This window comes from Pandoraea faecigallinarum (assembly GCF_001029105.3).
GTDB lineage: Bacteria > Pseudomonadota > Gammaproteobacteria > Burkholderiales > Burkholderiaceae > Pandoraea > Pandoraea faecigallinarum.
On sequence record NZ_CP011807.3, the window covers coordinates 2681542 to 2705835 of the forward strand.

At 65.3% G+C, this 24294-nt stretch carries 23 protein-coding genes; 7 read left to right on the top strand and 16 right to left on the bottom strand.

Features of this window, described 5'->3' with window-relative positions; translation table 11 throughout:
* Nucleotides 1-54: 54 nt before the first annotated feature.
* Nucleotides 55-585 (top strand): DUF2938 domain-containing protein, encoded by a 531-nt coding sequence (locus AB870_RS11755; RefSeq protein WP_237169924.1) that lies wholly within the window; start codon nucleotides 55-57, stop codon nucleotides 583-585.
* Between the two features lie 164 nt (nucleotides 586-749).
* A complete protein-coding gene (locus AB870_RS11760; RefSeq protein WP_047904856.1) occupies nucleotides 750-1535 on the top strand; it encodes an FRG domain-containing protein in 786 nt (261 codons plus the stop codon).
* Between the two features lie 12 nt (nucleotides 1536-1547).
* Here AB870_RS11760 and AB870_RS11765 read toward each other — a convergent pair whose 3' ends face one another.
* Complete coding sequence (locus tag AB870_RS11765) at nucleotides 1548-2912, bottom strand: sensor domain-containing protein (protein WP_053059329.1); 1365 nt, start codon at nucleotides 2910-2912, stop codon at nucleotides 1548-1550.
* Between the two features lie 151 nt (nucleotides 2913-3063).
* Nucleotides 3064-3312 carry a hypothetical protein gene (locus AB870_RS11770; protein WP_064674819.1) on the bottom strand — a complete coding sequence of 83 codons (249 nt, stop codon included), beginning with the start codon at nucleotides 3310-3312 and terminating at the stop codon, nucleotides 3064-3066.
* A gap of 282 nt (nucleotides 3313-3594) precedes the next feature.
* Between AB870_RS11770 and AB870_RS11775 the strand changes: the two genes are divergently transcribed.
* Nucleotides 3595-4065, top strand: coding sequence for a VOC family protein (locus tag AB870_RS11775; protein WP_047904859.1), 471 nt, complete (start codon nucleotides 3595-3597; stop codon nucleotides 4063-4065).
* On the opposite strand, the gene AB870_RS27090 is transcribed toward AB870_RS11775, so the two are convergent.
* The 3 genes from AB870_RS27090 to AB870_RS11790 all read right to left on the bottom strand — a co-directional run bounded on the left by AB870_RS27090 (nucleotide 3998) and on the right by AB870_RS11790 (nucleotide 9323).
* On the bottom strand, nucleotides 3998-7144 hold the full coding sequence (locus tag AB870_RS27090) for a VTT domain-containing protein (RefSeq protein ID WP_064674820.1): 3147 nt from the start codon (nucleotides 7142-7144) through the stop codon (nucleotides 3998-4000). The genes AB870_RS11775 and AB870_RS27090 overlap by 68 nt on opposite strands.
* On the bottom strand, nucleotides 7145-7768 hold the full coding sequence (locus tag AB870_RS11785; protein WP_047904860.1) for a DUF4142 domain-containing protein: 624 nt from the start codon (nucleotides 7766-7768) through the stop codon (nucleotides 7145-7147).
* A 70-nt stretch (nucleotides 7769-7838) separates the two neighbouring features.
* Nucleotides 7839-9323 carry a sigma-54-dependent transcriptional regulator gene (locus AB870_RS11790; RefSeq protein ID WP_047904861.1) on the bottom strand — a complete coding sequence of 495 codons (1485 nt, stop codon included), beginning with the start codon at nucleotides 9321-9323 and terminating at the stop codon, nucleotides 7839-7841.
* 166 nt (nucleotides 9324-9489) lie between these two features.
* Here AB870_RS11790 and AB870_RS11795 point away from each other — a divergent pair, with 166 nt between their 5' ends.
* Nucleotides 9490-10479 (top strand): sigma-54 interaction domain-containing protein, encoded by a 990-nt coding sequence (locus AB870_RS11795; protein ID WP_047904862.1) that lies wholly within the window; start codon nucleotides 9490-9492, stop codon nucleotides 10477-10479.
* A gap of 39 nt (nucleotides 10480-10518) precedes the next feature.
* Here the strand turns inward: AB870_RS11795 and AB870_RS11800 are convergent, their stop codons facing one another.
* Nucleotides 10519-11703, bottom strand: coding sequence for a BON domain-containing protein (locus tag AB870_RS11800; RefSeq protein WP_064674821.1), 1185 nt, complete (start codon nucleotides 11701-11703; stop codon nucleotides 10519-10521).
* 565 nt (nucleotides 11704-12268) lie between these two features.
* On the opposite strand from AB870_RS11800, the gene dapA reads away from it, so the two are divergent.
* Entirely contained in the window at nucleotides 12269-13300 is a 1032-nt protein-coding gene (gene dapA / locus AB870_RS11810; RefSeq protein WP_084663611.1) for a 4-hydroxy-tetrahydrodipicolinate synthase, read from the top strand.
* A gap of 50 nt (nucleotides 13301-13350) precedes the next feature.
* Here the strand turns inward: dapA and AB870_RS11815 are convergent, their stop codons facing one another.
* The gene (locus AB870_RS11815; RefSeq protein WP_084663613.1) at nucleotides 13351-15015 is read right to left on the bottom strand and encodes a methyl-accepting chemotaxis protein; all 1665 of its coding nucleotides are present in this window, start codon (nucleotides 15013-15015) and stop codon (nucleotides 13351-13353) included.
* A gap of 187 nt (nucleotides 15016-15202) precedes the next feature.
* Nucleotides 15203-15724 (bottom strand): DMT family transporter, encoded by a 522-nt coding sequence (locus AB870_RS11820; RefSeq protein WP_047908116.1) that lies wholly within the window; start codon nucleotides 15722-15724, stop codon nucleotides 15203-15205.
* Between the two features lie 97 nt (nucleotides 15725-15821).
* Between AB870_RS11820 and AB870_RS11825 the strand changes: the two genes are divergently transcribed.
* Entirely contained in the window at nucleotides 15822-16739 is a 918-nt protein-coding gene (locus tag AB870_RS11825) for a LysR family transcriptional regulator (protein WP_047904864.1), read from the top strand.
* 100 nt (nucleotides 16740-16839) lie between these two features.
* Here AB870_RS11825 and AB870_RS11830 read toward each other — a convergent pair whose 3' ends face one another.
* The 3 genes from AB870_RS11830 to AB870_RS11840 all read right to left on the bottom strand — a co-directional run bounded on the left by AB870_RS11830 (nucleotide 16840) and on the right by AB870_RS11840 (nucleotide 18826).
* Entirely contained in the window at nucleotides 16840-17304 is a 465-nt protein-coding gene (locus AB870_RS11830) for a nuclear transport factor 2 family protein (RefSeq protein ID WP_047908117.1), read from the bottom strand.
* Nucleotides 17305-17390: 86 nt separating this feature from the next.
* Nucleotides 17391-18245, bottom strand: coding sequence for an MBL fold metallo-hydrolase (locus AB870_RS11835; RefSeq protein ID WP_418304007.1), 855 nt, complete (start codon nucleotides 18243-18245; stop codon nucleotides 17391-17393).
* 44 nt (nucleotides 18246-18289) lie between these two features.
* Nucleotides 18290-18826: a hypothetical protein gene (locus tag AB870_RS11840; RefSeq protein ID WP_047904866.1), complete on the bottom strand. Its 537-nt coding sequence runs from the start codon at nucleotides 18824-18826 to the stop codon at nucleotides 18290-18292.
* Between the two features lie 174 nt (nucleotides 18827-19000).
* On the opposite strand from AB870_RS11840, the gene AB870_RS11845 reads away from it, so the two are divergent.
* Nucleotides 19001-19912 (top strand): LysR substrate-binding domain-containing protein, encoded by a 912-nt coding sequence (locus AB870_RS11845; protein ID WP_047904867.1) that lies wholly within the window; start codon nucleotides 19001-19003, stop codon nucleotides 19910-19912.
* A gap of 42 nt (nucleotides 19913-19954) precedes the next feature.
* On the opposite strand, the gene AB870_RS11850 is transcribed toward AB870_RS11845, so the two are convergent.
* The 5 genes from AB870_RS11850 to AB870_RS11870 all read right to left on the bottom strand — a co-directional run bounded on the left by AB870_RS11850 (nucleotide 19955) and on the right by AB870_RS11870 (nucleotide 24259).
* The gene (locus AB870_RS11850; protein ID WP_237169926.1) at nucleotides 19955-20707 is read right to left on the bottom strand and encodes a sulfite exporter TauE/SafE family protein; all 753 of its coding nucleotides are present in this window, start codon (nucleotides 20705-20707) and stop codon (nucleotides 19955-19957) included.
* A 112-nt stretch (nucleotides 20708-20819) separates the two neighbouring features.
* Nucleotides 20820-21710 carry a helix-turn-helix domain-containing protein gene (locus AB870_RS11855; RefSeq protein ID WP_047904869.1) on the bottom strand — a complete coding sequence of 297 codons (891 nt, stop codon included), beginning with the start codon at nucleotides 21708-21710 and terminating at the stop codon, nucleotides 20820-20822.
* A gap of 90 nt (nucleotides 21711-21800) precedes the next feature.
* Nucleotides 21801-22679, bottom strand: coding sequence for a trans-aconitate 2-methyltransferase (gene tam / locus AB870_RS11860; protein WP_084663615.1), 879 nt, complete (start codon nucleotides 22677-22679; stop codon nucleotides 21801-21803).
* Nucleotides 22680-22725: 46 nt separating this feature from the next.
* Nucleotides 22726-23577, bottom strand: coding sequence for an anti-sigma factor family protein (locus tag AB870_RS27095; RefSeq protein WP_047908119.1), 852 nt, complete (start codon nucleotides 23575-23577; stop codon nucleotides 22726-22728).
* Nucleotides 23570-24259 (bottom strand): RNA polymerase sigma factor, encoded by a 690-nt coding sequence (locus tag AB870_RS11870; RefSeq protein ID WP_053059697.1) that lies wholly within the window; start codon nucleotides 24257-24259, stop codon nucleotides 23570-23572. Before AB870_RS11870 ends, AB870_RS27095 begins: the two co-directional genes overlap by 8 nt.
* Between the last annotated feature and the right edge of the window lie 35 nt (nucleotides 24260-24294).

Genomic DNA, 24294 nt, shown 5'->3' on the forward strand with positions numbered 1-24294 from the left:
GTCACGTCTCACGTCGTATACGCGCCGACGGCATTGTTTATCTGGGAGATGAAGATGGGAACACCTGAAACGCTCGGAATGCCCGGTCTCGCGGCACAGATCCTTGTGGTCGGCGTATGTGCCACCGTTGTGATGGACCTTTGGGCCGTGTTGCTGCGCCGCGTGTTCGGCATTGTGCCGCTCGATTTCGCGATGGTGGGACGCTGGCTCGGCCATATGCCTGCCGGACGCTTCGCCCACGCGGGTATCGGACGGGCAACGCCGATTCCGGCGGAAAAGGCATTGGGATGGTTCGCCCACTACGCCATCGGCGTCGCTTTCGCGGCGGGACTCATTGCGCTCGCCGGGCGGCACTGGCTGGCCGCACCAACGCTGCCGCCCGCACTCGCTTTCGGTGTGCTCACCGTCGTCATGCCGTTCTTCATCATGCAGCCAGCCCTCGGCGCGGGCATTGCAGCGTCGAAAACGCCCCATCCCAAACAGGCGCGGCTGCGCAGCCTGCTGACACACGGGGTGTTCGGTGTGGGGCTGTATGCCGGTGGCCGGCTCGTGCACGCGCTCGCTGGCATGCTCGCCCTCGTGTAGTGCAGCCGGGCGCGTCGCCGCCCGGCTACCGTGAAATCCTTCGAAGCCCGGCGTGATCCCGGCTTCGCGCTTGAGCTGTCACGCACGCCGTACTATAGTGGCCGACGCCATGGCGCGTTGGCCGTGTCCAGGCGCCCTCACAGAAAAAAAGGATTTCGCGCACTATGGACACCACCGTCGTCGAGAGCTGGAAGGATTTCATGGAGTTGTCCTCTCGCTTCGAAGGCTGGGCGTTTCGCGGACAACAGGACGCGCGGTGGCATCTGCAAAGTTCCTTGTCGCGATATTTGCATGCCTATGTGTCCGACAAGGACCAATGGCGCAGCCGCGAAGCCCGCGCGATCCGTATCTTCCGTCGCAAGGCGCACAACCATGTGCCCTGGCCCAAATTGCTGCACGACGACCTTCGCTGCCTGGGCCTGATGCAGCACCACGGCGCGCCGACGCGGTTGCTCGACTTCACCAAGTCGCCGTTCGTCGCCGCGTTCTTCGCACTGGAGCGCGCCACGTCCGACTCCGCCATCTTCGCGCTCAACACCCCGGCCCTGTATGACGACCGCGCGCGTCCGCGCCACGCGCCCTGGCTCACGCGCGACACCATCGATCCGCGCGTCAAGGGCAATATGGAGAAGTACTTTCTCGGCAACGACAACGAGGTGGTGTGGTTCGGCGAGCCGGAAGAAATGGATGGCCGTCTGATCGCACAGTCCGGCACGTTCGTCGTACCCGGCGTGATCGACCGGCCGTTGCATCGTATTCTCGACGGATACGAGAGCGACGAGCCGCTGCTGCGCAAGATCGTGCTGCCGGTCGCACTGCGCGCCGACGCCATGAAGTGGCTCTACCGGATGAACGTCACGAACGCTTCGCTGTTTCCGGATCTCGACGGGCTGGCACGCTCGATTGCCGTCGAAATCGAGATGGTCTGGCCGACGCAAACGCTGGGCTGACCCCCGCGCGAATCAAAGCAGACGTTCGAGAAAACTCGTGCCGCCGGACTTGCGCGCGGCCTTGTTGGCATACATTCGCTGATCGGCCACGCGAATGAGTTCGCTCATCGATTCGCCGTCGTCGGGAAACACCGCCACGCCGACGCTCACGCGCACCGTCAAACGGGCATCGCCGACGGAAATCGCCTGCTCGATCTCGGCGCGCAGACGCGTCACCGCAAAGTCGATCCGCTCGACGATCTCCGCATCCTGAACGATGGCGACGAATTCGTCGCCCGAGTGGCGCGCCACGAAGCCGCAATCCGTCACCCCTGCCTTCATACGCCGTCCGATTTCCTTGAGCAGCAGGTCGCCGGCGGCATGCCCGAGACTATCGTTCACGTCCTTGAACCCGTCGATGTCCGCGAACAGCAATGCCAGCTTGCCGTTGGTGCGCTGTGCGCGACGCACGGCCTCGCCTGCATATTCGCTGAAGGTGCGACGATTCGGCAGCCCCGTCAATTCGTCGAAGCGCGCCGCGTTGTAGAGGTCGTCGATCAATTGCTTGCGCTCGATGGCCAATGCCGTCTGATCGCAAACGAACGCCAGCAGTCGTTGTGCCGCCTCGACCTGCAAGGCACGAACCGGACCGTAGATCATGAGCGTGCCGACCGCGCGACGCGCCGTGTGCATCGGCAGCACCGCGAGCGCATGGCGCGCCGCCTCCACGTTGTCGTTCAGCGAGAACGGCTCGGTGCGCACTTGCGCGGGGATGCCTGCCGCCGCGTCGCCGGGCACGGTTTCCAGCAAACGCCACAGCGGCTCCTGTGCGTTCGTGGCCTGCGTCGAGAGACGCTCGGCCTGCGGCCAGTCCAGCAATGGCACCTCGGCGCTTTCGCGAAACTGATACGCCTTTTCCCATACACGCAATTGCGCGTCACACGTACTCACGACGAAAGCGTCGATGGGAAACAATGTCCCCAGCGTGTCGTGAACGGCCTTGCACAGGGAGCGGACATCGGCGGCGTCGTGGGCCGCTTCGGAGATCGAGTAGGTAGCGCGCTGAAGCGCTTCAGCGCGCTTTCTGGCGGAAACGTCGCGGGCGACACCGATACGCAGGCCATGCGCTTCGGACCAGCGAGCCGACCACATGATATGGACGTAATGACCGTCTTTGTGAATGTACCGGTTCTCGAATCCGATCCGGGGACGTCCCGCCATGACGAGTTTCGATTCTTCGATGGTGCGTTCGCGGTCTTCCTTCGCCACGAAATCGATCATCGAGCGGCCCATCAATTCCTGCGACGAATAGCCGAGAATATGCTCGCAGGCCGGGCTCACATATACGAGAGTCCCGGTGCGATTCACGAGAAACACGGCGTCCAGCAACAACTCCATGCAGCTAGCCAGGACGTCTTTTGTTACGAATTCCATTTATTTCAAACGGCCACGAAGCGTTTGGCCCGCGCGGGAAATCTCAATATATGAATATTTCATCGCTGTGACAACGCAACCTTCGCGATTGCCTTCTCGCCCCGACGCGCGCCGTCTAAAAAATGAGCTGCCTGCCCCAGCGAGGCGTGGCCACCCGGGCGGCACACTCCGCGCCAACCTTACGGCATGCAACGCCGTATTCATGACGAAGCAGCTTGATTCTCGCCGCCACGAGGTGACGGAACTCCAACTCCCGTTCGCTAAACCCCACCCGGTCGATATATCTCGTGCCGTCGGGCAAGGCGCCTCGAATTTCGTAATAAATTACCCCGTCGCGGGAATACTTCACCACTTTGGCTGCCATCTTGTCCCGATTCTCGTTCGTTTTTGCCCGCCCCACGCGTCCCGTTATTTTTTTGCTGCCCGGGTTTCGGCGATTGTCACTTGGGCCGTTCAAATTGGCAACCGCGAAAACGTGCACGTGGTACGCGCGCGACTCGCTTCATCATGCCGGCGCCGGGTACGCCGCTCATTCCCGCCGGGCGTGGCACAGCCCGGCCCGATACCGTGAAGATCGGCGACGAACAGGTGTAGTAACCTGACTTCGCCTGGCGCTCCGGCAGGCCACTCACGACAGGAGACTCTCATGACGAAGCTCGTCACATGCGTTTGGTTCAACGGCGAAGCCCGCGCAGCCGCCGAGTTCTATGCGGCAACGTTCCCCGACAGTCATGTTCAGGCGCGGCACGTCTCGCCCATTCCCGGCATTGGCGCTGGTGACGAGCTGACGGTCGAATTCACGGTGCTTGGCCAATCGTTCGTCGGACTGAACGGCGGGCCGGAGTTTCAACCGAACGAAGCCGTCAGCTTCATGGTCGTGACGAAGGATCAGGAAGAAACCGACCGTTACTGGAACGCGATCCTCGGCAATGGCGGCAAGGCGTCCGCCTGCGGCTGGTGCAAGGACCGCTGGGGCTTTTCGTGGCAGATCACGCCCAAACGGCTGCTCGACCTGATGGCGGACCCCGACGTCGCCAAGGCGCGCCGCGTCATGGAAGCCATGATGACGATGCACAAGATCGACATCGCAACGCTGGAGCGGGCCGCCGCCGGGTGATCTGGCGCCCTGCCGTCATCGCTTCGACCGTTTGCGTTGCGGCGACCGCCTCGCGCGGTGCCGCCGGCTCGCGCTGCACCGGAACGGTCGTGCGCAGCACAGACACCAGCGGCAGGTGGTCGGAGGCGCGTCGCGACAGCGGACTCGCGTGTGCGTGCACCTTGCCCAGATGCGCACGGGGCGACGTCCAGATCCGGTCCAGTGCGAGCAACGGCCAGCGCGACGGGAACGTCGCCACATGCGGCGCGCGTTCGAAGAAGCGATGCAGCCAGCGCAGCGGACGTCCCCACAGACACCATTCGTTGACATCCCCCATCAGGACGGTCGGTGCACCGGGCTGGTTGGCGAGGCACTCCAGCAAACGCTGAACCTGCTCGCGTCGCTCGCGCGGACGCAGACCGAGATGCGTTGCAATCACGCGCAATTGTATGTCGCGCCCATAGGTGTCCTGCCATGCGAGCGTCGCGTCGATGGCCGCACGCGGCTCGCGACCCGAGACGCTCAGGTCGATGTGACGCACCGCGACCGGCGCAAAGCGCGTCATGATGGCGTTGCCGTATTCGACGTCGTCGCGTTTGAGCGTCGGCCCGGGAATGAAGTGCATGTCGCGCGCCGTCGCGAGTCGCGCGAGTGTGCCGACATCCGCGGCGCTCGCCTCGATTTCCTGCAATGCGACGATATCGGCGTCGATCTCGTCGAGCACGCGTGCAATGCGCTCCGGGGAATGCTCGCCGTCGGTGCCGACACACCCATGCACGTTGTAGCTGGCCACGGTGAGTTCGCGGCTCACGATCTCCGCTCGCCGCCCCAGGTCGTCGTGGGGGGCCGGCGTGGCGGGCGATGTGGGCATCGAGTCCGTGCCGTTCGGCGCGTCGCGCGAGGCGCCGTCGTCGCTCATGCCCCGGATACGTCGCCGCAACGCCACTACCCCCATGCCCGGCAGAACGAGCACCACCACGAGCAACGCTGCCGTCCATCCGCTCGGCCGCTGCGCGAGCGCCGCGACCCGGTCCACCAGCGCAGCGGCAATCACGATGCCCGGCAACATGCCAATCACGGTCCCCATCAGGCAGTCCCGCAAACGGATGCGCGATGCACCGACGACCAGATTCACCAGCGTAAACGGCGCAATGGGCATGAGACGCAGCACCACCATCGCCAACAATCCGTGATTGCCGATCTGCCGGCTCAACGCATTCAGGCGTTGCCCCCCGAAGCGCTGCACGGCGTCGCGCCCGAGCGATCGTCCCACGCCATAGCCTGCCACGGCCCCCAGCGCCGTGCCCGCGAGCGCATAGGCCGCGCCCGCAAAGGGGCCGAACACCACGACGGTGACGACGATCAGCACTGTCACCGGCACCATGACGAGCGTTCCCGCCACGTACACCGCCATGATCAGTGCGGGTGCGAGCGGCATCTGGCGAATCCGTTCGACGGCACGCAATACACGCGGCAAGTCGGCCCACTCGCGCAGCGGCGTGTAACGCCACGCCAGCGCCATCCCCGCCAGGGCGAGCAGCAGCACGACGAGAGCGACGATGCGCCCGGCCAGTCGCGGGCGCGCTTCGGTCTCGATGAACGTCCCCATCACGTTCTCGAAATCGATCGGCTCCATCGGGTCGAGCACGACGGCGCCCGGCGACGCGGCGTCGTCCGCGTCGTTGAATTCCGGTGTGAAGGCCGAGAGCGTTCTCTCGCCATCCCGATGCAGCCTGTCGATGGCGGCGTGCAACCCCGGATGGCGCGACAGCGCCGACGCCACCGCCGCGTCGGTGACACCAAGATGTTCGGCCAGCAGCCGGTTTCGGGCGCGAGCGATACCGGCTGCAATGCGCGCATTGCCGTTCGAAGCGACGGCAAGGTTGCATTCGGTATCGAGCGCCATCGAACGGTTGTTGAGATTCGCGGAGCCGATGACGAGCAACGCATCGTCCACGACCATCACCTTGCTGTGCACGTTCACGCACGCTGGTGCGATCCCCGGCACTTCCGGGCAGTACAGGCGAAAACGTGCCTGCGAGTCGGACTCGCGCAGCCGGCGATAGAGGCGCGCGCGCAGCACGCCCATGCTCTGCTCCTGCAACCAGCCGGTCTCGGCGCGACGGGACACCACGGCGATGTCGGGGCAATTCGGGGACCTCATCCGTTCGATCAGCGCGTCGCCGATGCACTTGGCCGTGAAGTACTGATTCTCGAAATAGAGCCGATGGCGGGCGCTGGCGATGGCATCGAGGTAGAGTGCCTCGATTTCCTGAATGGCCGGGCGCCCCTCGAACGCCGGTGCGGTGCGCGAGATGGCCACGTCGACGTCGGTCAGATCCGGTGCCACCGATACGGGCCATGGGTCCAGAGGCGCGTACGGCGCGTCGCGTTCGGTGCGAAGGCGCAGATCGACGTGCACGCCCGTCGCACGGTGCCATCGGTCCTCGGCAAGTTCGGCCAATGCACGCGCGGCCTGCCCGTCAACGAGTGCCTGCACGTCGTGAAACGGAGGATAGGCATGGCCCGAGGGATCGCGCCGCGCCGGTTCGCCGGGGGCGTGTGCGGACGTGTCCCAGCGATTGCGCGTGAGATCCAGGCCGCCCACGAACGCCAGCCGCTGATCGATGACGACGACCTTCTGGTGATGCGATGCACCGCCGGGATGCCGACCGTCTAGCCGGAAGCACAGCCGCCGGTGCGTTTGCCAGTCGAGCTTGACGGAGGGCAGCCACTCGCGCTCCAGCGCGTAGAGCATCGCGAAGTCCCAGCTCAGACAGTAGATCCGCAGCGTCTTGCGGCGTCTTACGAGGGCGTCGAGAAAGTCGCGCAAGCCGGGCGGAAAGCCGTCGTCCGGCCCGTTGGGCGTGAGTTGCATGCGGCTGTCGATGTCCCAGCCGAGGATGAATACGGTATGGCGCGCCGCGAGCAACGCCTCGCGCAGTGCGCTGAAGTACGCGTCGCCGTCGACCAGCATGCGCATGCGCGCGGCGCGCGCGATGCGCCAACAGTTTCTTCCTTCCCTGAGCAGCGCCGGGGTGCCGTTGGCCGTACCGTCATGCGTCTTCCCGGGCGTATTGCCCGATCTCGGGTCGAGCACTTACTTCCCCATCTCGACCTTGGCGGACACTTCGCGCGCCTCGCTCAGATGATGGCGCAACGTGGGCAGCGTCTTCTGCGCGAAGGCCTTGAGGTCGGGGTCCTGCCCTTTCTGCGCCTCGGTCTGGAAAAGCGTGACGGCCTGCTCATGCGCTTCCGGGCCCGCGAGATTCATATAGGCCACATCGAATTCGCGCCCCTTCTTGCCCTTCAAGGCCTCGATATCGGGGTTCACTCCTGTATCGTTCGGCACGCTTACGCCCTTTTTCGCCGCCAATTGACGCAACGCTTCGTTCGCCTTGCTGTGATCCGTCACCATCTGTTGTGCAAAACGTTTGACGGCCGGATGGCTGGAGCGCTGCACCGCCAACTGGCTGGCTTGCACCTCCGACTTGCCCGCCTTTTGCGCCTTGTCGACGAACTCGACATCGATGCCGGTCGCCGGTTGTGCCGCACGCGTCGCCTTGGCCCCTGTGTGCGTCACATCCTCGCCCGCGGAGATGGTGGCCTGATCGGTGCCCCCATCCTGCCCCGGCACGCCCTTGGGCAGTTCCTGTGCAATGGCGAATGGGCTGACGAGCAGCGCCGCGCTCAACAGGCAGCCGCTATAGCGGTTGCGCAACATAGTGATTCGTGAATGCATATTGCCCTCCCGGAACCTGCATGTTGTTGGATGGAAAGACTGTCGTTGCCGGTCAATCGAAGTCTTGCGCGAGGGGTTGTGCCGCCGCCCGCGCAGCCCCTTGTGCCGGCATCTGCGACAGTCGCGCGTACAACGTTTTCAGACTGATGCCGAGTTGGCGCGCAGCGCGCGCCTTCACGCCGCCACATTGCGCCAACGCACCGAGAATGACGTGACGGTCGAGTTCCGCGAGCGGCGCGTCGAGCGCCACAGCGGTGCGGTCGTCGCGCACGGGAAACTGCGCCAGTGTTTCGATGATGGGCGCCGGCAGGGTGTCGATGACCGTCGTGGGACTCAGGATGCGCGCTCGCTGCACGAAGTTGCGCAACTCACGAACGTTGCCTGGCCAATCATGACGTTGCAATGCGCCGAGCACCTGCGGTGCGAAGCGCATCGCGCGTCCGTCCAGCGCATTGGCGTCGTCGAGCATGGCTTGCGCGAGCAGCGCCACGTCGTCGCCGCGCGCACGCAATGGCGGCATCGTGACGGGGAAGACATTGAGGCGATGGTAAAGATCGGGGCGCAGCCTGCCAGCGCGCATTGCCGCATCGGGACAGACGTTGGTGGCAGCCACGATACGAACGTCGACCGCGATTTCCTCCGATCCGCCCAAACGCATCAACTTGCCGGTTTCGAGCACCCGCAGCAGGTTGACCTGCGACTGCAACGGCATTTCGGCAATCTCGTCGAGAAACAACGTGCCGCCGTGTGCGCGCTCGAAAAATCCGCGATGCCGCCGCTCGGCCCCGGTGAAGCTGCCCCGGTCATGGCCGAACACTTCGCTCTCCACAAGGTTCGGTGCGATGGCGCCGCAGTTGACCGCGAGATAAGGACCATCGCGCCGCTCGCTGAGGTCATGGACCGCGCGCGCGGCAAGTTCCTTGCCGGTGCCGGATTCGCCCGTGAGCAGGACCGCCGCATCGGTGGGGGCAACGTGTTCGAGCGCGTCGATGACGCGGCGCATCGCGCCGGAGTTACCTACCAAGCGCGAAAACGGGTGCGGGCCGTCCGGCGAGCGGGTAACGCCATCGCGGACAGGCGCCACAAGGCTTCCGCTCGCTTCTCCCGCATTCGAAGCATTCGCGGCTTTCGCTAGGTTCGCGACTTTTGCGATCCACTCGCCCGCACGCTGGCGGTCGCCGGGCAGCACCAGATAGTCGCGCGCGCCGCGGCGCAGCGCCTGCACGGCGCTCTCCCAACCGGGCCGGGCCGTACACATCACCACGTCGAGATCGTTGCGGCTTGCCCAGCTATCCAGCACGTCGAAGCCGCTGCCATCGGGCATCTCCACGTCGGTCATGACGAGCGAAGGCGCCCCTCGCGAGAGGCGCGCGTCTGCCTCCGCCAGCGTGCCTGCCCAGGCGGGCGGCGCAAACTCCGGCGGAAAAAGCGCCTGACATAACGAAGACAGCGCATCGCGAGTCACCGCGTCCGCGCCGACCAGCAGAATCGGAGACCGGTCGGCGGTATGACGCGATACGTGTGAATCGGTTGACATGTACCCTCCGGACGACGGCAGATGGCTGTTCGACTACGTGATCTGCGATGCCGTTCGGCGCAACATCATCGAAACTTCCTATGCGTTGCCGCTAACGCTTACAGAATTTCAATGCCGAATTCATGCATGAGCGGGATATTCGACGAACACTTCGCGTCACATCAAAATGACACGTGAGTTCGTCCTCTCCCGTCCCTCCATCCCGTCCGACGGCGCTACCTTCCTCGGTCAGTCCCCGGCCATCCGTGCATTGCGCGCGCAGATCGAACGCGTTGCGTGCACGCCGCTAAGCGTGCTTATTCTTGGCGAGAGCGGCAGCGGCAAGGAACTGGCCGCGCGAGCCATACACGCGGCCAGTACGCGGCGCGACGGGCCCTTCGTCGCGGTGCCCTGCGGCGCGATGCCAGCCGAGCTTGCGGAATCCCAATGGTTCGGACACGAGCGCGGCAGCTTCACCGGCGCGCTCGTGCGGCATCGCGGCTATTTCGAGGCGGCGCACGGCGGCACGTTGTTCCTCGACGAAATCGGTGACATGTCCCCTGCGATGCAGGTGAAGTTGCTGCGGGCTCTGGAGTCGGGCGCGATATGCCGTGTGGGGGGTAGCGAGCTCATTCACGTGAACGTTCGCGTTGTCGCGGCCACATGCCACGACCTCACGCAGGCGCTGCGCAGCGGCGCGTTACGCGAAGATCTCTTCTACCGTTTGGCGGCTTTCGTGTTGCATGTGCCGGCGCTGCGTCATCGCGAGGGCGACATCCCGGCGCTGGCCAATGCCTGGCTCGACACGCTCAACGCGCGCGTGCTCGCGCGAAGCCCGTCAGCGAACCCCAAGCGGCTCTCGGCGGCGTCGCTTCGCCGGCTCTGCGCGCATGCCTGGCCCGGCAATGTACGGGAGCTGCGCCATGTCATCGAGCGCGCGTTCATTCTGGCGAACGATGTGTTGCACATCGAGATCGATGCCGCGCCGCAACCCGACCCCATCGTGCGTGACGGCACACTGGAGTTGCCCCGCGTCATCACGCTCGCGCAGGCGCAGCATCAGTTCATCGCCGCGGCGCTTGCGCATCACGAACACGACAAGCCGCGTACCGCCCGCGCGCTCGGCGTGAGCCTGAAGACACTCTACAACCGCCTCTCGACGCCGACGCGACCGTAACCGTGCCCGGCGCGGCGGCCGCGGCGGCAAACCGTTGCGTCAGTGATGCTTGCCCGTGTCGCCAGATCCGCCGGATGCCCCTGACGACGACCCGGTGGAGCCAGCGGCGCTGGAGACCGTATTCGATCCGGCAGTGCCTACCGTGCCGGTTTGTTGCGACGCTAGTTGCGACGTGCGCTGCGACGATCCCGCTCCCGAGCCCTGCGAGCCGCGCTGCTGATCACCCTGCCCGTACGACGGCTGCGTGCGAATGCGGTTCTCGACGTCCTGCACGCCGAAGCATTGATCGGCGACGTCTTCGATGGCGTGTTTCATCCAGCGCTCGGGCACGTTGCCCTGCAACTCGACGCGCCCGTCCTTTACCTGCACGCTGACGTCCTGCACCTCCAGATCGTGCGCCATGCAAAGGCGTTCGCAAACGTCTTCACGGATGCGCTCGTCCGTACGGCTGTACCCCCTCGGTCCCTGACGGTGACGCATGTCCATCGCCCCACCGCCGTAGCCGCGCTGCGCGGCACTGCCCTGCCACGATCCTTGTCCCCGGCCCTGTTCGTATCCGCCACCGCCATAGCGACTCTGCTGCCCCTGCTGACGCTGGCGCCCCGCGCCCATCCCAGCCTGGGACACCCGGCTGCCGTAGTCGCGGTCGTAATCGCGCCCATAGTCGCGACCGTAGACGGGGCCGAAGTCGCCGCCGAAGTGACCGCCGAAATCTGCGCTGTAATCGCCCAGGTAATCGTCCTCATAGTCGCGGCCGTAATCGCTGCCGTAGCGCCGGCCATAACTCCCGCCCATGCTGCCCATGCTGCCCATGCCGCCCATGCCGCCCATGTCCCGCGTGTCACGGGATTCGCGATAACCACGGGTGCCACCCGCCCCTCCTGCGCTGCGCGACCCGTAAGCGTCGCGGTTCTGCAACCCGCTGTAGTGGTCGCGCCAATATCCCTGCCCTTCGTCCTGACGGCTGCCGCCATAGCGCTCGTAGCGTTCGCGGCGTCCTTCGTCGCCGCGTGCACGGCCGGCCTCGCTCCAGTCGGCCTGCCATTCCCCACGCTCCCCACGCTCCCCACGCTCGCGCGAAGGCTGCATTCCATAATCGTCGCGGTCGTATGCGGCGACGTCGCGCTGCGTCGCCTCATCGTCGTAGTCGCGACGGTATTGGCTGCGCTGCCCGCCCCCTTGCAATTGCCGTTCGTCATCGCGCGCTGCGTATCGTCGTTGCATGATGATTCTCCTGTCGAGCGGCACCGGCGGCCCAGAGGCAATGGCGTCTGTCCAACCGCGTCGGCACCGGCCCGAAAGACGTGCAAGTCGTGTGCCATCGCGGGATACCGGGCACATCGGACGTTCGCACCGGCCACATGGCCGGCCGGCGAGGAGAATTTTCCAACGCTGGCAAGTTCGCGCCGGCTGGCAGGCATCGCTCATGCGGCACATTTCCGGTCGACGTGCTTGACGTCACCCGCGCATCGCGTATAGAGTCACCGCATGACGAATTCCAGCACCTACCGCTCGCAGGCTCTGCGCGCTGTCCTGACGGGACAGGCAGGTGCGTTCGTCAAAAGCAAAAAACAGTCGCTCAACTGACCGGAGCGTGCTGTTCCGTCAGTTGAGCGACGGAATAGCCACGTGGACCCGGCAGTCCCTCCCCGCGCCTCGCGCCCGCCTGCATCACCCGGCCAGTCTGCCCCGAGTCACCCACGCGTCTCGATCTCTGCGTCGCCCTGCTGAACGGTTTCCGTACGGGTCACCACACGTTCATCGTATTCGTATCGTCCAGGGAGACACCATGCAAGACGCACAATCGCACGCCCCTTCGCACGCCCATTCGCACGCCCCTTCGCACCCATTGAGCCCCTCGGCCGCAGCTGCGCCATCGACACCTGCGGTGGCGGCCCGCCCGGCACCGTCCGGTTTTCGCGGCATCTGGCTACCGCTCGTCACGCCGTTCACACGCACACGCACGGGCACGGGCGAGCCGGTCGACCACGCGGCCCTGCGGCGGCTCGTCGAGCACTACCGGCAGTCCGGCATCGCCGGCTTCGTGATCTGCGGCACAACGGGAGAAGCCGCGGCGCTGGACGACGCCGAGCAGCTCGCCGTCCTCGAGACCGTGCTGGCACATGCGAACGGCCTGCCGGTGATCGCGGGCCTTGCGGGCAATCATCTGCCCCACACGCTCGCTCGCCTTGACGCCCTCAACACGTTGCCGCTGGCCGGTGTGCTCGCTCCCGCGCCGTACTACATCCGCCCTTCGCAGGCTGGGCTCCTCGGGTGGTTCCGTACGCTGGCCGATCGCGCCGGTGCACCGCTCGTGCTTTACGACATTCCGTACCGCACCGGTGCAACACTCGCTCTGGACACGTTGCTCATGCTCGCCGGTCACGGCAACATTCGCGGCATCAAGGACTGCGGCGGCAATGCGCTCACCACGCAGGCGCTGATCGCCGACGGACGTCTGTCGGTGCTCGCAGGGGAAGACCATCAATTGCTCTCGACGCTGACGATGGGCGGGCACGGCGCGATCATCGCCTCTTCGCACTGCCGTCCGGCGCATTTTGTCGCGCTGTATCGCGCGGTGCAGTCGCAACAACTGGATGTGGCGCGGGTGCTGTTTCACGCTGTCATGCCGGTCGTGAAGCTGCTGTTCGCCGAAGCGAACCCCGGCCCGGTGAAAGCATGGCTTGCGCGCGAGGAACTGCTGGAGGATGTGCTGCGTGCGCCGATGACAAGCGCCTCGCCAGCGTTGGCGCAGCAATTGGTCGACGCCGTTGCCGCCGTCGACGCCGCGTTTGGCGCAACGGCGGCACACGCGGCGTAACCTTCAGAAGGACGTTCGGCGGCTTGCCGCCGATACGCAGGTCGCGAACCTCACGCGACGGCGCGCAGGTGCGCGTCGTCGTGCGCCCCGTACATTGGCACCGTCGCCGGCGTCATCGATGCAGGCAATGCCGCCGAGGCCGCCGACGTAGGTATGGCGCGGGCAGCGCCGTCCCGATTCACACGGAACTTCGACGCTTCGCCAACCAGCTCGGCCGCCTGGGCGCGCATATGTTCGGCCGCAGCCGCCGCCTCCTCCACGAGCGCGGCATTTTGCTGCGTGACCTGATCCATCTGCGTGACGGCCTGATTGACCTGTTCGATACCGCGCGCCTGCTCGTCGCTCGCGGCGGCGATTTCCGTGATGAGTTCGCTCACCCGGCGAACCGACACGACGATCTGGTCCATCGTGCGTCCCGCAACTTCCACACGCGACGAGCCATCCTGCACCTGTTGAACGGAGGTCGCAATCAGCTCGCGAATGTCTTTCGCAGTTCCCGCCGAGCGTTGCGCCAGCGTGCGGACTTCTCCGGCGACGACGGCAAACCCGCGGCCCTGCTCGCCCGCACGCGCGGCTTCCACCGCCGCGTTGAGCGCGAGGATGTTGGTCTGGAAAGCGATACCTTCGATGGCCGCGATCATTTCGCTCATGCGCGCCGATGCACTGGCCATTGCCTGCATCGTCTCGACAACGGCGCGAACGCTGTGGGCACCGGCGTCGGCCACGCCGGACGCCTCCTGCGACAGACGCTTCGCCTCAAGCGCGTGCTCCACGTTCTGACGCACGGTCGACGTCAGTTCCTCCATCGAGGCCGCCGTCTCCTCCAGCGAGGCTGCCTGCTCCTCGGTACGTTGCGACAGATCAGTGTTGCCCTGCGCGATTTCGCGGGCGGCGGTGTCGATGGCGCCCGAGGCGCTCTGAATGTTGCGCACGAGATGGCCCAGTTGCCCGACGGCGACGTCGAGCGCGCTTGCCATCTTGCCGATTTCGTCGGCCGAATCGACCTGCACGCGGTGCGTCAGGTCACCGCTTGCCAGCGCCGCGGCGCCGGCAGCGACAGCCCGCACGGGGCGCGTGACCGAACGCGCAATCGCAACGCCCGACACGACCGACACGGCAACCGACACCAACAAGGCGGCGAGCAGCCACAACCGGGCGGAGAGGTACGCGGCGTTCGCGTCCGCTGCCTCCTTCGCGCTGACTGCCTTGCCAACGCCCATCAGGTCGTCGAGCGGCGAGAAAAACGCCAATTGCGCCTTTTGCATCGGCCCCATCAATTCGGCCCTGGCCTGTGCATAGTTACCGCTGCGCACGAGCGACTTGAATGCATCGAGCTGCCGGCCATACTCGGCGCTCGCCTCGGTCAGCGTGCGATACAGCGCTTTGCCCTTTTCCGTATAGAACATCGTCGCCATGCCTTCGATGCCCTTCAGGTTCGCCTGACGCAGTTCGTCGACCTGAGACAGGCGCGCGTCGAGTTGCGATGCGTCTTCCGACATCGCAATGTCGCGCATGAGTACCGCCACATGCGCGGCACGGTCCTTGAGGTTGTGGAACTCGAGAATCTTGTTGTTCAGATCGGAGACGATCAATTGGGTGTTCGCGTCCATCGTCGCCATTTTCGTCACCGCGACGACGGCCACGACCAGCAGCATGAACACATTGATGGAGAAGGCGGCGGCGAGCCGTTTGCTGATACTCAGATTCTTGAACATTGCCTTGCGCGCTATAGGGGAGGGTTTTGCTGCTTCTGACGAGACTTAACGAATGCTTTTGATGAAACTTGAGCGTCATCGCAACAAAACTGCGTCCCCCTCTCGCAAACCCCTATGACGCCATACTTTCCACTGGTGGAACGCCAATGCCTGCCGCGCGCTGCCCGGCGGCATTACCGAACGGCGTTCACGTTCCCATGGCCTTCGCGGCGGCACCGGCGCTCGCGGTCGTCGTTCCCCATTGCACGAGGAGCATGCCCGCGACGATGATCGCGACGCCCGCCACGCGTACGAGATTGACCGGCTTTGCCGGCAGCCCCATCAGCCCGAAGTGGTCGATGAGCAGCGACGCAACGACTTGCCCGGCGACTACGCAAACGATGAAGCTGGCCGCGCCCAGACGTGGCGTGAGCACCAATGCCGCCGTGATGTACGCCACGCCCGCGACTCCGCCGATCCACAGCCACCAGGGGCCTCTCGCCGCCGCGGCGAGCTTGGGCAGGCCAGCGCGCATGCCGATCAGCACGGGAATCACGACGAGCAGACTGACCAGCAACGATGCGACCGTCGCCCATAACGGATGGCCGAGCGCGCGTCCGAGCGACGCGTTGCTGCCCGCCTGAAACGGCACGGCCGCCCCGGCGGCCATCGCGACGATCAGCGGCAACAGCACAGACGCCGGCAGCTGCGGACTCAGGGATGCATTCATGGTGTGACCTCTCGATTCGTAGAAATGGCTTGCCATCAGCATGACTCATCCATTTCAATAATGGAAATTCGAAATCGTCACATAAACTATTCGTCATATGGATGATCTGCGTCGAATCGATCTGAACTTGCTGCTGACGTTGCATGCGCTGCTCGCGGAGCGTCACGTCTCGCGCGCGGCGTTGCGGCTGCACCGCAGTCAGCCGGCGGTGAGTCATGCACTGGCGCAGTTGCGCAGCCTCTTCGACGATCCGCTGCTCGTGCGCCGTGACGGCGGACTCGCGTTGACCTCGCAGGCGCTGGAATTGCAGCGGCCGCTCGAAGACGCGCTCGATCAGTTGCAGGGCTTGATGCACGCACCGGCGTTCGACCCGGGCCGGGCCAGGAGGACGTTTCGCGTCGCGCTGTCCGACTACGGCTCGCGCGTGGCGCTGCCCGCGTTGACGCGCCGGCTTCGCGAGCACGCGCCGCACGTCGATCTGGCCGCCACGCAGGCGAGCCGTGAAGCGATGCTCACGCAACTGCTCGATGGCGAGATCGATCTGGCATTGGGCGTGTTCCACGAAGTTCCGGCCGAACTGGAAACGAAGACGCTGTTCGAAGAGTCTTTCGTGTGCGTGGCCGACCGGGCGACCTTGCCCGCGCGCGGCGGTCTGACGATGGCGCAATGGCTGGCGCGGCCACATGTGCTGGTCGCGATGCGCCCGGGCGCGGACAACGAAATCGATCGCGCCCTTGCCGAGCTGGGCCACACGCGACGCGTTGCCGTCACGCTGCCCCACTGGAGCATTGCGCCCGAACTGCTCGCGGGCACCGATCTCGTGCTGAGCGTTGCGCGGCGCGCGGTGGCGCACCTGCAACAGGATCGTCAATTGCGCCAGCTACGCCATTTCGCTGCGCCGTTCCCGATCCCTCCCTTCCGCTTTCAGGCCGTATGGCACGCGCGGCGCGAGGTGGACCCCGCGCATCGTTGGCTGCGCGAACAGATCGTGGCGGTTTGCTCGGACATCGGCTAGTGCGGCGCGTGCACGCGAGCATGACGGGAAGCGCCGTCGTCGGAACGACCGCTCACGCGGTACCGCCGAACTGCGTGCCGGTCCACGATCGCGACGCGGCTCAAAACATCGAATTGCCGCTGACGGTCTTCGCTGGCGTTTGCTGAGAGACATCCCAGTGTTCGACGATCTTGCCTTTTTCCAAACGGAAGATGTCGACGATGGCAATCGGCAGATCGCCAGGATGCGGGACCTTGCGCACGTGCAGAATCACGAAATCGCCTTCGGCGAAGACGCGCACGATGTCGCTGTGCGATTCCGGCTGATTCTTGCGCAGAAATTCCAGAAACTTGCCGAAGCCGTCGACGCCATCGGCGGCATTCGGATTGTGCTGGACGTATTTGTCGCCGAGGTACTGGCGCGCTGCGGCGAAATCCTTACGGTTCAACCCGGCGTCGTAGAACGCAAGCACCGTCTGCTTGTTCGCGGCCAGTTGCGAGGCCGGCACGGCAGACGCGGCGCCGGACGACGTACCGAGCCCCTCGGTGGCGGCCGCCGAGATCGCCGAGCCGGGCAACGGAGGCATGCCCTCGGCAGCGCCGGCCATGGGTACGGTCATGGACGACGCGACAACGGTGGAGGCGACGGCAAGCGACGAAGCAATCGATAGTTTCATGGCGTTTGGCGATTTGGGGTAAGGGGTACGTCATTGTCGCCGCAATTCTCGTACTCGATGCCGTAGCGGCCCTTCGTTCGCCGGATTCTCGCGAAGCCGGGCTCGCCCAGATGCATCCCGGCGATCAGGAGGCGGTCTGCACATACCTGATCGAGAAGCCGCGAGCGCGTGTCGGCAGCAACGGACGAGTCCTGATCGAACGCGATCGAGACGTCCGGACGGTGAATCTGGATGTGGGGAAAATGCACGATGTCGCCCCAGACCAGCAGCCCCGTATCGCGAGATTCGACGAGATAGCCGGTGTGCCCCTCGGTATGCCCCGGCAGCGAAACCGCACGGATACCGGGCAGCACTTCCGCGGCGGCCCCCACCATGGCCGGCCCGACCGTCCGCAACCGGTCGCGGTATCCCTCGAACACCCGGCGCGCCATCAGGAAGTTGCCACGCGTGCGCTCGCTGGCGCGCGCCAGGTTGGCATCGTCCCGCCAGAATTTCACTTCCCGGCTGTCGACGACAAGTTCCGCATTGGGAAAAGCGGTGCCGCCCTCGGGCGTCATCATTCCGCCCACGTGGTCGGGATGAGCATGCGTGAGCAAGACGGTGTCGATGGCCTCGGGCGCGATGCCCGCGCGCGCGAGGTTGGCGCTCAGCTGACCACCCCACTGCCGGATACCGCCTGCGCCGCTGTCGACGAGAATCGTGCGGCCCCCGCCTTGCACCACATAGCAGTTGATGTGAATGGCGGCGGGCGTGGGCTCGCCAGCCTTGCGTTGAATGTCGGCGGCCTCGGCGGCCTCGATGTTCGAGAGCAGATCGAGGCTCGCCGTGAGATAGCCGTCGCTGATTGCCATCACCGTGAAATCGCCGACCTGCTGACGCGGAAAGTGGTAACGGGTCACCGTGCCGCTCCCGACTCGTTGGCGGTCAGTTGCGGCCCCATCGGTGTATAGAGGTAAACGCCTTCCGGTGGATTGCCCGCCTGTGTGGCTTCCCCCGCGGGTACCACCGCCAGCCACCGATACGCAGGAACCTTCTCCAGCGCCGCCGCACGCATGGCGAGCGGTTTGAGCCCCATCTGGACGAGCGGATCGGGCCCGCCGGCACACAGCGCAAGCCGCTCTGCCGCATGCACCGCGGGAGCCGGGCCGATATCGCTGTAGAGATTCCGGTGCCAGTCGGTAATGTGCTGCTGCCACCGCGCGAAGTTGCCACCGCCCTTGCGGCGGTATTCCTCGGCTGTCAGCACTTCCGGGCCGTCGATCGTGTGGACGGCGAGATACGTTGGACAGCCTGGCGTGATTGCCTTGAAACGTTGCGAGGTCTGAAAACCCGTCACGGAAATCAGCGCAGGCAGCTTTTCCAGGCTGTAGAAGTCGTTCCATTCGGCTTCGCCGGCAGCGCCGGCAAAGCTGCATTCCACGGTATAGATCATTGAAGTTCGTCGTTCTCGAGCGATGAGCATTCGCGAGCGACTCGCGAGTGATTCGTGCGTTTTCATTGCAGTTACGTAATGCTAACCTTGGGTTTTTCGCTCATATAGCGAGTAAACGTCAATCTTCAGTGATATTTGATCACGCTGACACACTCCTGCCGAGGGCCGATTCCGATGCGACGCAAGATTCCCAGCCATTCCGCCCTTCTGGCCTTCGAGGCCGCCGCCCGGCATGGGAGTTTCGCGCGTGCCGCCGACGAGCTGGCGCGCACCGAAGGCGCCGTGAGCCGACAGATCGGGCGATTGGAGGCGTTTCTGGGCGTTACGCTGTTCGAGCGCGTGGGAAACCGGGTACGACTGTTGCCGAACGGCATGCGATATGCCGGGCAAGTCCGCGAAACGCTGGACCGGCTGGAGCGCGATAGTCTTTATCTGATGGGGCAACCGGTCGAAGGCGCGAGTCTCGACATTGCCGCGACGCCAACGTTTGCGACGCGCTGGCTAATCCCGCGGTTGAAGCATTTCCAGCAGCGGTATCCGAACATCACCGTGCACCTCGCCGAATGCATGACGCCATTCCTGCTGGCCGGAAGCGGATTCGACGCGGCGATCCACTTCGAACACCCGGCATGGGCGGGCATGCATCTGCATCGTCTGCTGGAAGAAGTGCTGATCCCGGTCTGTAGCCCGGCGCTGCTGGCACAGGCGGGTGGGACTGCGTCGCTCGACGCGTTGCCGCGCCTTCATCGACGGCAAAATCCGCACGCCTGGCAGGCCTATGCGCAAGCCACCGGCATTACGCTGACCAATTCGGCGGTCGGCGCCCGGTATGACCTTCACGCCATGCTGATCGAAGCGGCACTGGCCGGGCTGGGCGTCGCCCTTGTCCCGCGTCTTTACATCGGTGCAGAGCTGGAGGACGGTCGACTGGTCGCCCCGTGGCCGGAGCACACCGCGGTATCGAAAAACTTCTGCCTCGTGCTGCCCGAGCCGTTGGCACTGAGCCAGGGACCGGTTCAGGTTTTCGCCGAATGGCTGTTAGGCGAGGCGCGAGGCAACGACACGGGCCAGCGCCAGGGGCATTGAGGGCATCGAGGGTGTGATGGACGTCACGAACGTTAGCGCCGCCTACCGCCAGGCCGCGCTCAACATTATGCCGCCGGAGACGACCAGCAGGGTATCGAGCAAGCGCTCGAAGACGTTTGGCGCCATGCCGAGCACGAAGCGCTTGCCGAGCATGGTGCCCAACATCAGCGTCATGCCGACGATCAGGCCGTTGGCCCAAGCATGCACCGGAAGTGCGCCGAGCCCCGAGAACATCACCACTTTGGCGACATAGATGAAGACGGAACTGGCCGACTCGGCGCCGAGAAACGCGCCGCCCGAAAGCCCGTACGCCGCAAACGCGGGCACGCTCAGCGGTCCGGTCGACAGCACGATCCCGGTCAGGAAACCGATGATTGCGCCCACGACCGCCAATTGCCACAACGACAAGCGCCACTGACGGCGTCGAAGGTAGTGCCGTGTGGGCACCATGGCGATGAAGAACGCGCCGAGCGCCACGTCCACCACGGTCGATGGCAGGCTCCACAACGTCTTCGCACCAAGCGCCGCCGCCGGCGCCCCCGGCAACGAGTACGCCAGCACCGCGCGCCAGTCGATCTCGCGCCACCACGCCAGTACCTTGGAGAGGTTGCCGAACACGGCGGCGACGGCCATGATCGGCACGGCCTGCTTCGGGCCATAGGTGTAGACGAGCACCGGCAGCAACATCATCGACGAGCCGGTGCCGACCACTCCGCTGACCGCCCCGGCCGCTGTCCCCACGACGGCGATCATCGCCATGCCCCACGCGTGTTCCGCCAAAAATCCTGCCAGCATCCCGCCCTCGCCGTTTGCCGTACTGCTCGCACGGCCGCCGTTGCCTGTTGGTAATTTATTGTTCGTTGCCCGTTGCCCGATGCCCGTTATCGGTTATCAAGACCGCCTGTGGCTATGTCCCGGGCCTGACGCTCCACTTCCCGGGCGACACGCCAAACGCGCGGCGGAAATAGCGGGTGAAATGCGAGAGATCGTTGAAGCCTTGCGCCAGCGCGACGTCCGTTGCGGACGCCCCCGCGCGCAACGCAGGCAACGCCCGCACCAGACGCAATTGATTGCGCCACGCGTGCGGTGCCAATCCCGTCTCGCGCGAAAACAGCCGGGCGGCATGGAACGGCGAGAGATCGACAGCTTCGGCCAATGTCGTCAACGACAGCGACTCGGTGAGATCGGCCGACAAGCGCGCCTTCATTGTCTCGACGCGCACGGCGTCGCGATGCCTCGCCGTCTCCGGCATACGGGCCTGTGCATGGCGCACCAGCATCATCGACACCGCCTCGATCAGTACGCTTTCCGCGAGCAATGGATCGGCGTCGAGCTGTAACAGCCGGTGCGCCTCAAGCAGCCGGTGCATGGCAGGCGCGTCGCAGATAACGTTTTCTCCGAACCACGGCATGGCGTCGCCGGGGCTAACGGCGTCCGACAGGCCCGCTGGCGGATGCGTCAATTGGCGCTGCACGCCCTGCACGAAACCGACCGGCAGATAGAAGACGCGATACCGCCAGCCAAAGTCGGTTTCGCGTGCTCCGGTGTGAACTTCACCGGGATGGATGACGGCGATGGACCCGGCGTGCGCCACATGTTCGCCACCCCGATAGGCGTACCGCTCGGCCCCTGCAACAATGCACGCGAACGTATACGCGTCGTGCCAATGCGGCGCAAACGTGTGATCGTTGTATTCGGCCGTGAGCATATCGCCTCCGGGCACGAGCGACGAGCGCCAGTACAAGGGGGCGTTACGGAACGGCTGAAACGGCAGAAGGGGTTGGAACAGGGCATCCATGCCCGCTACTTTACACCGGGCCACGCGCCGGGACCCGGATGGCGCGCTGCTCGCCGTTGCAGCCGCGGCCTGCACGGCGGGTCGGCTCGATCAGCGCGTTGCCACGACGAAAAGTCGCGGAAACGGCAGCAACACCGTGCCGTCCGCCAGTGCGGGATAAGCTTTCGCGACTTCGTCGGTGTAACGGGCGAGGAACGCTTCGCGCGAGGCGTCGTCCAGCTTGGCAAGGAACGGGCGCAACGCGCTGCCCTTGAACCATTCCACGACGGCCGGCGCACCGCCGGTGAGCGGGTGGTAATACGTGGTGCGCCAAATATCGACGCGCGAACACAGCGCGCGCAGCATCGGGTAATAAAACGAAGCGCCATGACGCGCGGTGCGCTCCGTGCCCCTGAGCCGGTCCGCCCAACGGGCATCGGCTGCGACTTCGCGCATCAGCCGATGCGCGGGTTCGTCGAGATTGTCCGGCGTTTGCACCGCAAGCGAACCGCCTGGTGCCAGACACGCGATCAGGCGCGGGTAAAGCGTTTCATGATCGGGCAGCCATTGCAGCACGGCGTTCGCAAGAATGACGTCGAACGGGCCGTCCTTCCACGCGGCGATGTCGGCGACGTCGAATTTGCATTGCGGCAGGCGCCTGCGTGCCGCATCGATCATGTCCTGCGAACTGTCCAGACCCAGCACCTGCGCCTGCGCATAGCGCGCTGCCAGCACTTCGGTCGAGTTGCCCGGACCGCATCCGATATCGACCACACGCGCCGTCGCCCCGCCTTGCCCCTTGCGCGATGCGGGAAGCGGCGGGATGGCGGAGACGAGATCGCGCACGGGACGCGTCCGTTCGTCTTCGAACTTGAGGTACTGCGACGCCTGCCATGCCGGACTCGTCGGATTCGTCGGATTCGTCGGATTCGCGGGATTCGCGGGATTCGTTGCAACGTTCGCGGGATTCGGCGGCGGGTTTTGCGGCATGAATCAACTCCATCGGAATAACTATGAATCAACAGCGCTCACGATATCAGGTCGCCGCCTGCAATGCCTCCACGAAAACGCGCAGATGCGAAGGCTCGGCGTCGGTGATGGCCCAGTACGTCATGCCGTTGCGCCGCCAGCGCGCAATCGCGTAGCCGTCGGACCCCGAGATGGAGGGGGCTGCCGATGCCTTGTCGCGGGCCGGAAACACATACAGATCGATCGGATGTTTGTCGGTGCGATAGACGAGTACCGACACCGTGCGGCCACCCACGTAGTCCAGCCTCCCCCCCGCGAGCGGGAATCCCTTGTTGGCGAGGTCGACGACGGGCGGCGCGTAATCGAGGCGTCCGTTGAACCACGGTTTGACGGTGTGCTGATCGGTCGAGATCACGTCCAGAGGATGCTGCGAGAGCAACGCCCGCACGTGGCTCGAAACGATCTCCTGCGCTTGCAGGCCGGCCGCCGCCTGCGGCTCGGGCACCGGCGCAGGGGCAGGCGCACGTCCGGCGAGCAATGCCATCGCCACGGCAAGTCCGCCGAGGATCGCACCGCCCGCGCCGCCGAACAGCCACGGCGTCAGGCTCGATCCCCACGCGGCCTCGACAGGCGCGGGCGCTACCGGCTTGCCAGACGTGGAAGGTGTCGCCCCGCGCGCCGGTTCAACAGTCGACGACGGAGCGCAAGCCGGGGCCGGGACTGCGGCCGACGTCGGCCCAGGCACCGATGACGGCGTGCGCTGCGCGTGCGACTCCGCCTTCGCCAATGCCTCGCGAATGCGCTCGCGCAGTGCCTGCGGTGCCTCGTGTTGCAGCGATCCGTCACGCAGCATCTTGCCCAGCGTCGTGGCGTCGTTCCGGCTCGTCGCCGAGGCTTTGGGATCGTCGGGCTTATTCATCGCGCTCTCCCCGAGGAGTCCCGTCGTGCGGCAGTCCCGCATGACGTGCGAGACGGGTGACTTGCGCCGACGAGGAAGATGAGGAAGACGAGGAAGACGAGGGTGGCCGTTCTGCCGGCTTGTCGCGCGCGGCCAGCACCGCCGCGGCCAGCATGCGACGGCCGCGCGCGAGACGCGACATGACCGTGCCCGCCGGTACCCCGACAATCGTCTCGATCTCCCGATAGCTCATATCCTCCATCTCCCGCAGGACCAGCACTTCACGAAATACCACAGGCAATGTGGCAAGCGCCTCGCGCACCAGCGCGCATTCGTCGCGACGCACGGCGAGCCGTTCGGGGTCGCCCGGCGAGGCATCGTCCCAGCCGGGCAGACGCACGTCTTCGTACAGCCCCTGCACCGCTTCGTCGAACGAGGTGCTGTCGGTCGCATCGGAGCGGCGACGCCACTCCGTCAGCCAGGTGTTGCGCACGATGGCGAGCAGCCACGCGCGGGCATTTTCGCCGCGAAAGCCGTCGAAGAACCGCAATGCGCGCAGATAAGCTTCCTGCACGATGTCGTCGGCATCGCTTGCGCTGCCCGACAGCCAGCGCGCGAGGTTGTACGCCGCATCGAGGTGAGGCAAGGCCAGTGCTTCGAAACGTCCTGACGCCTGCGCGCCGGACTTGTCAGCGTCGGTCACCGGAGTCTCCCGAGTGCGGGCAGCGCGTGCCCGGG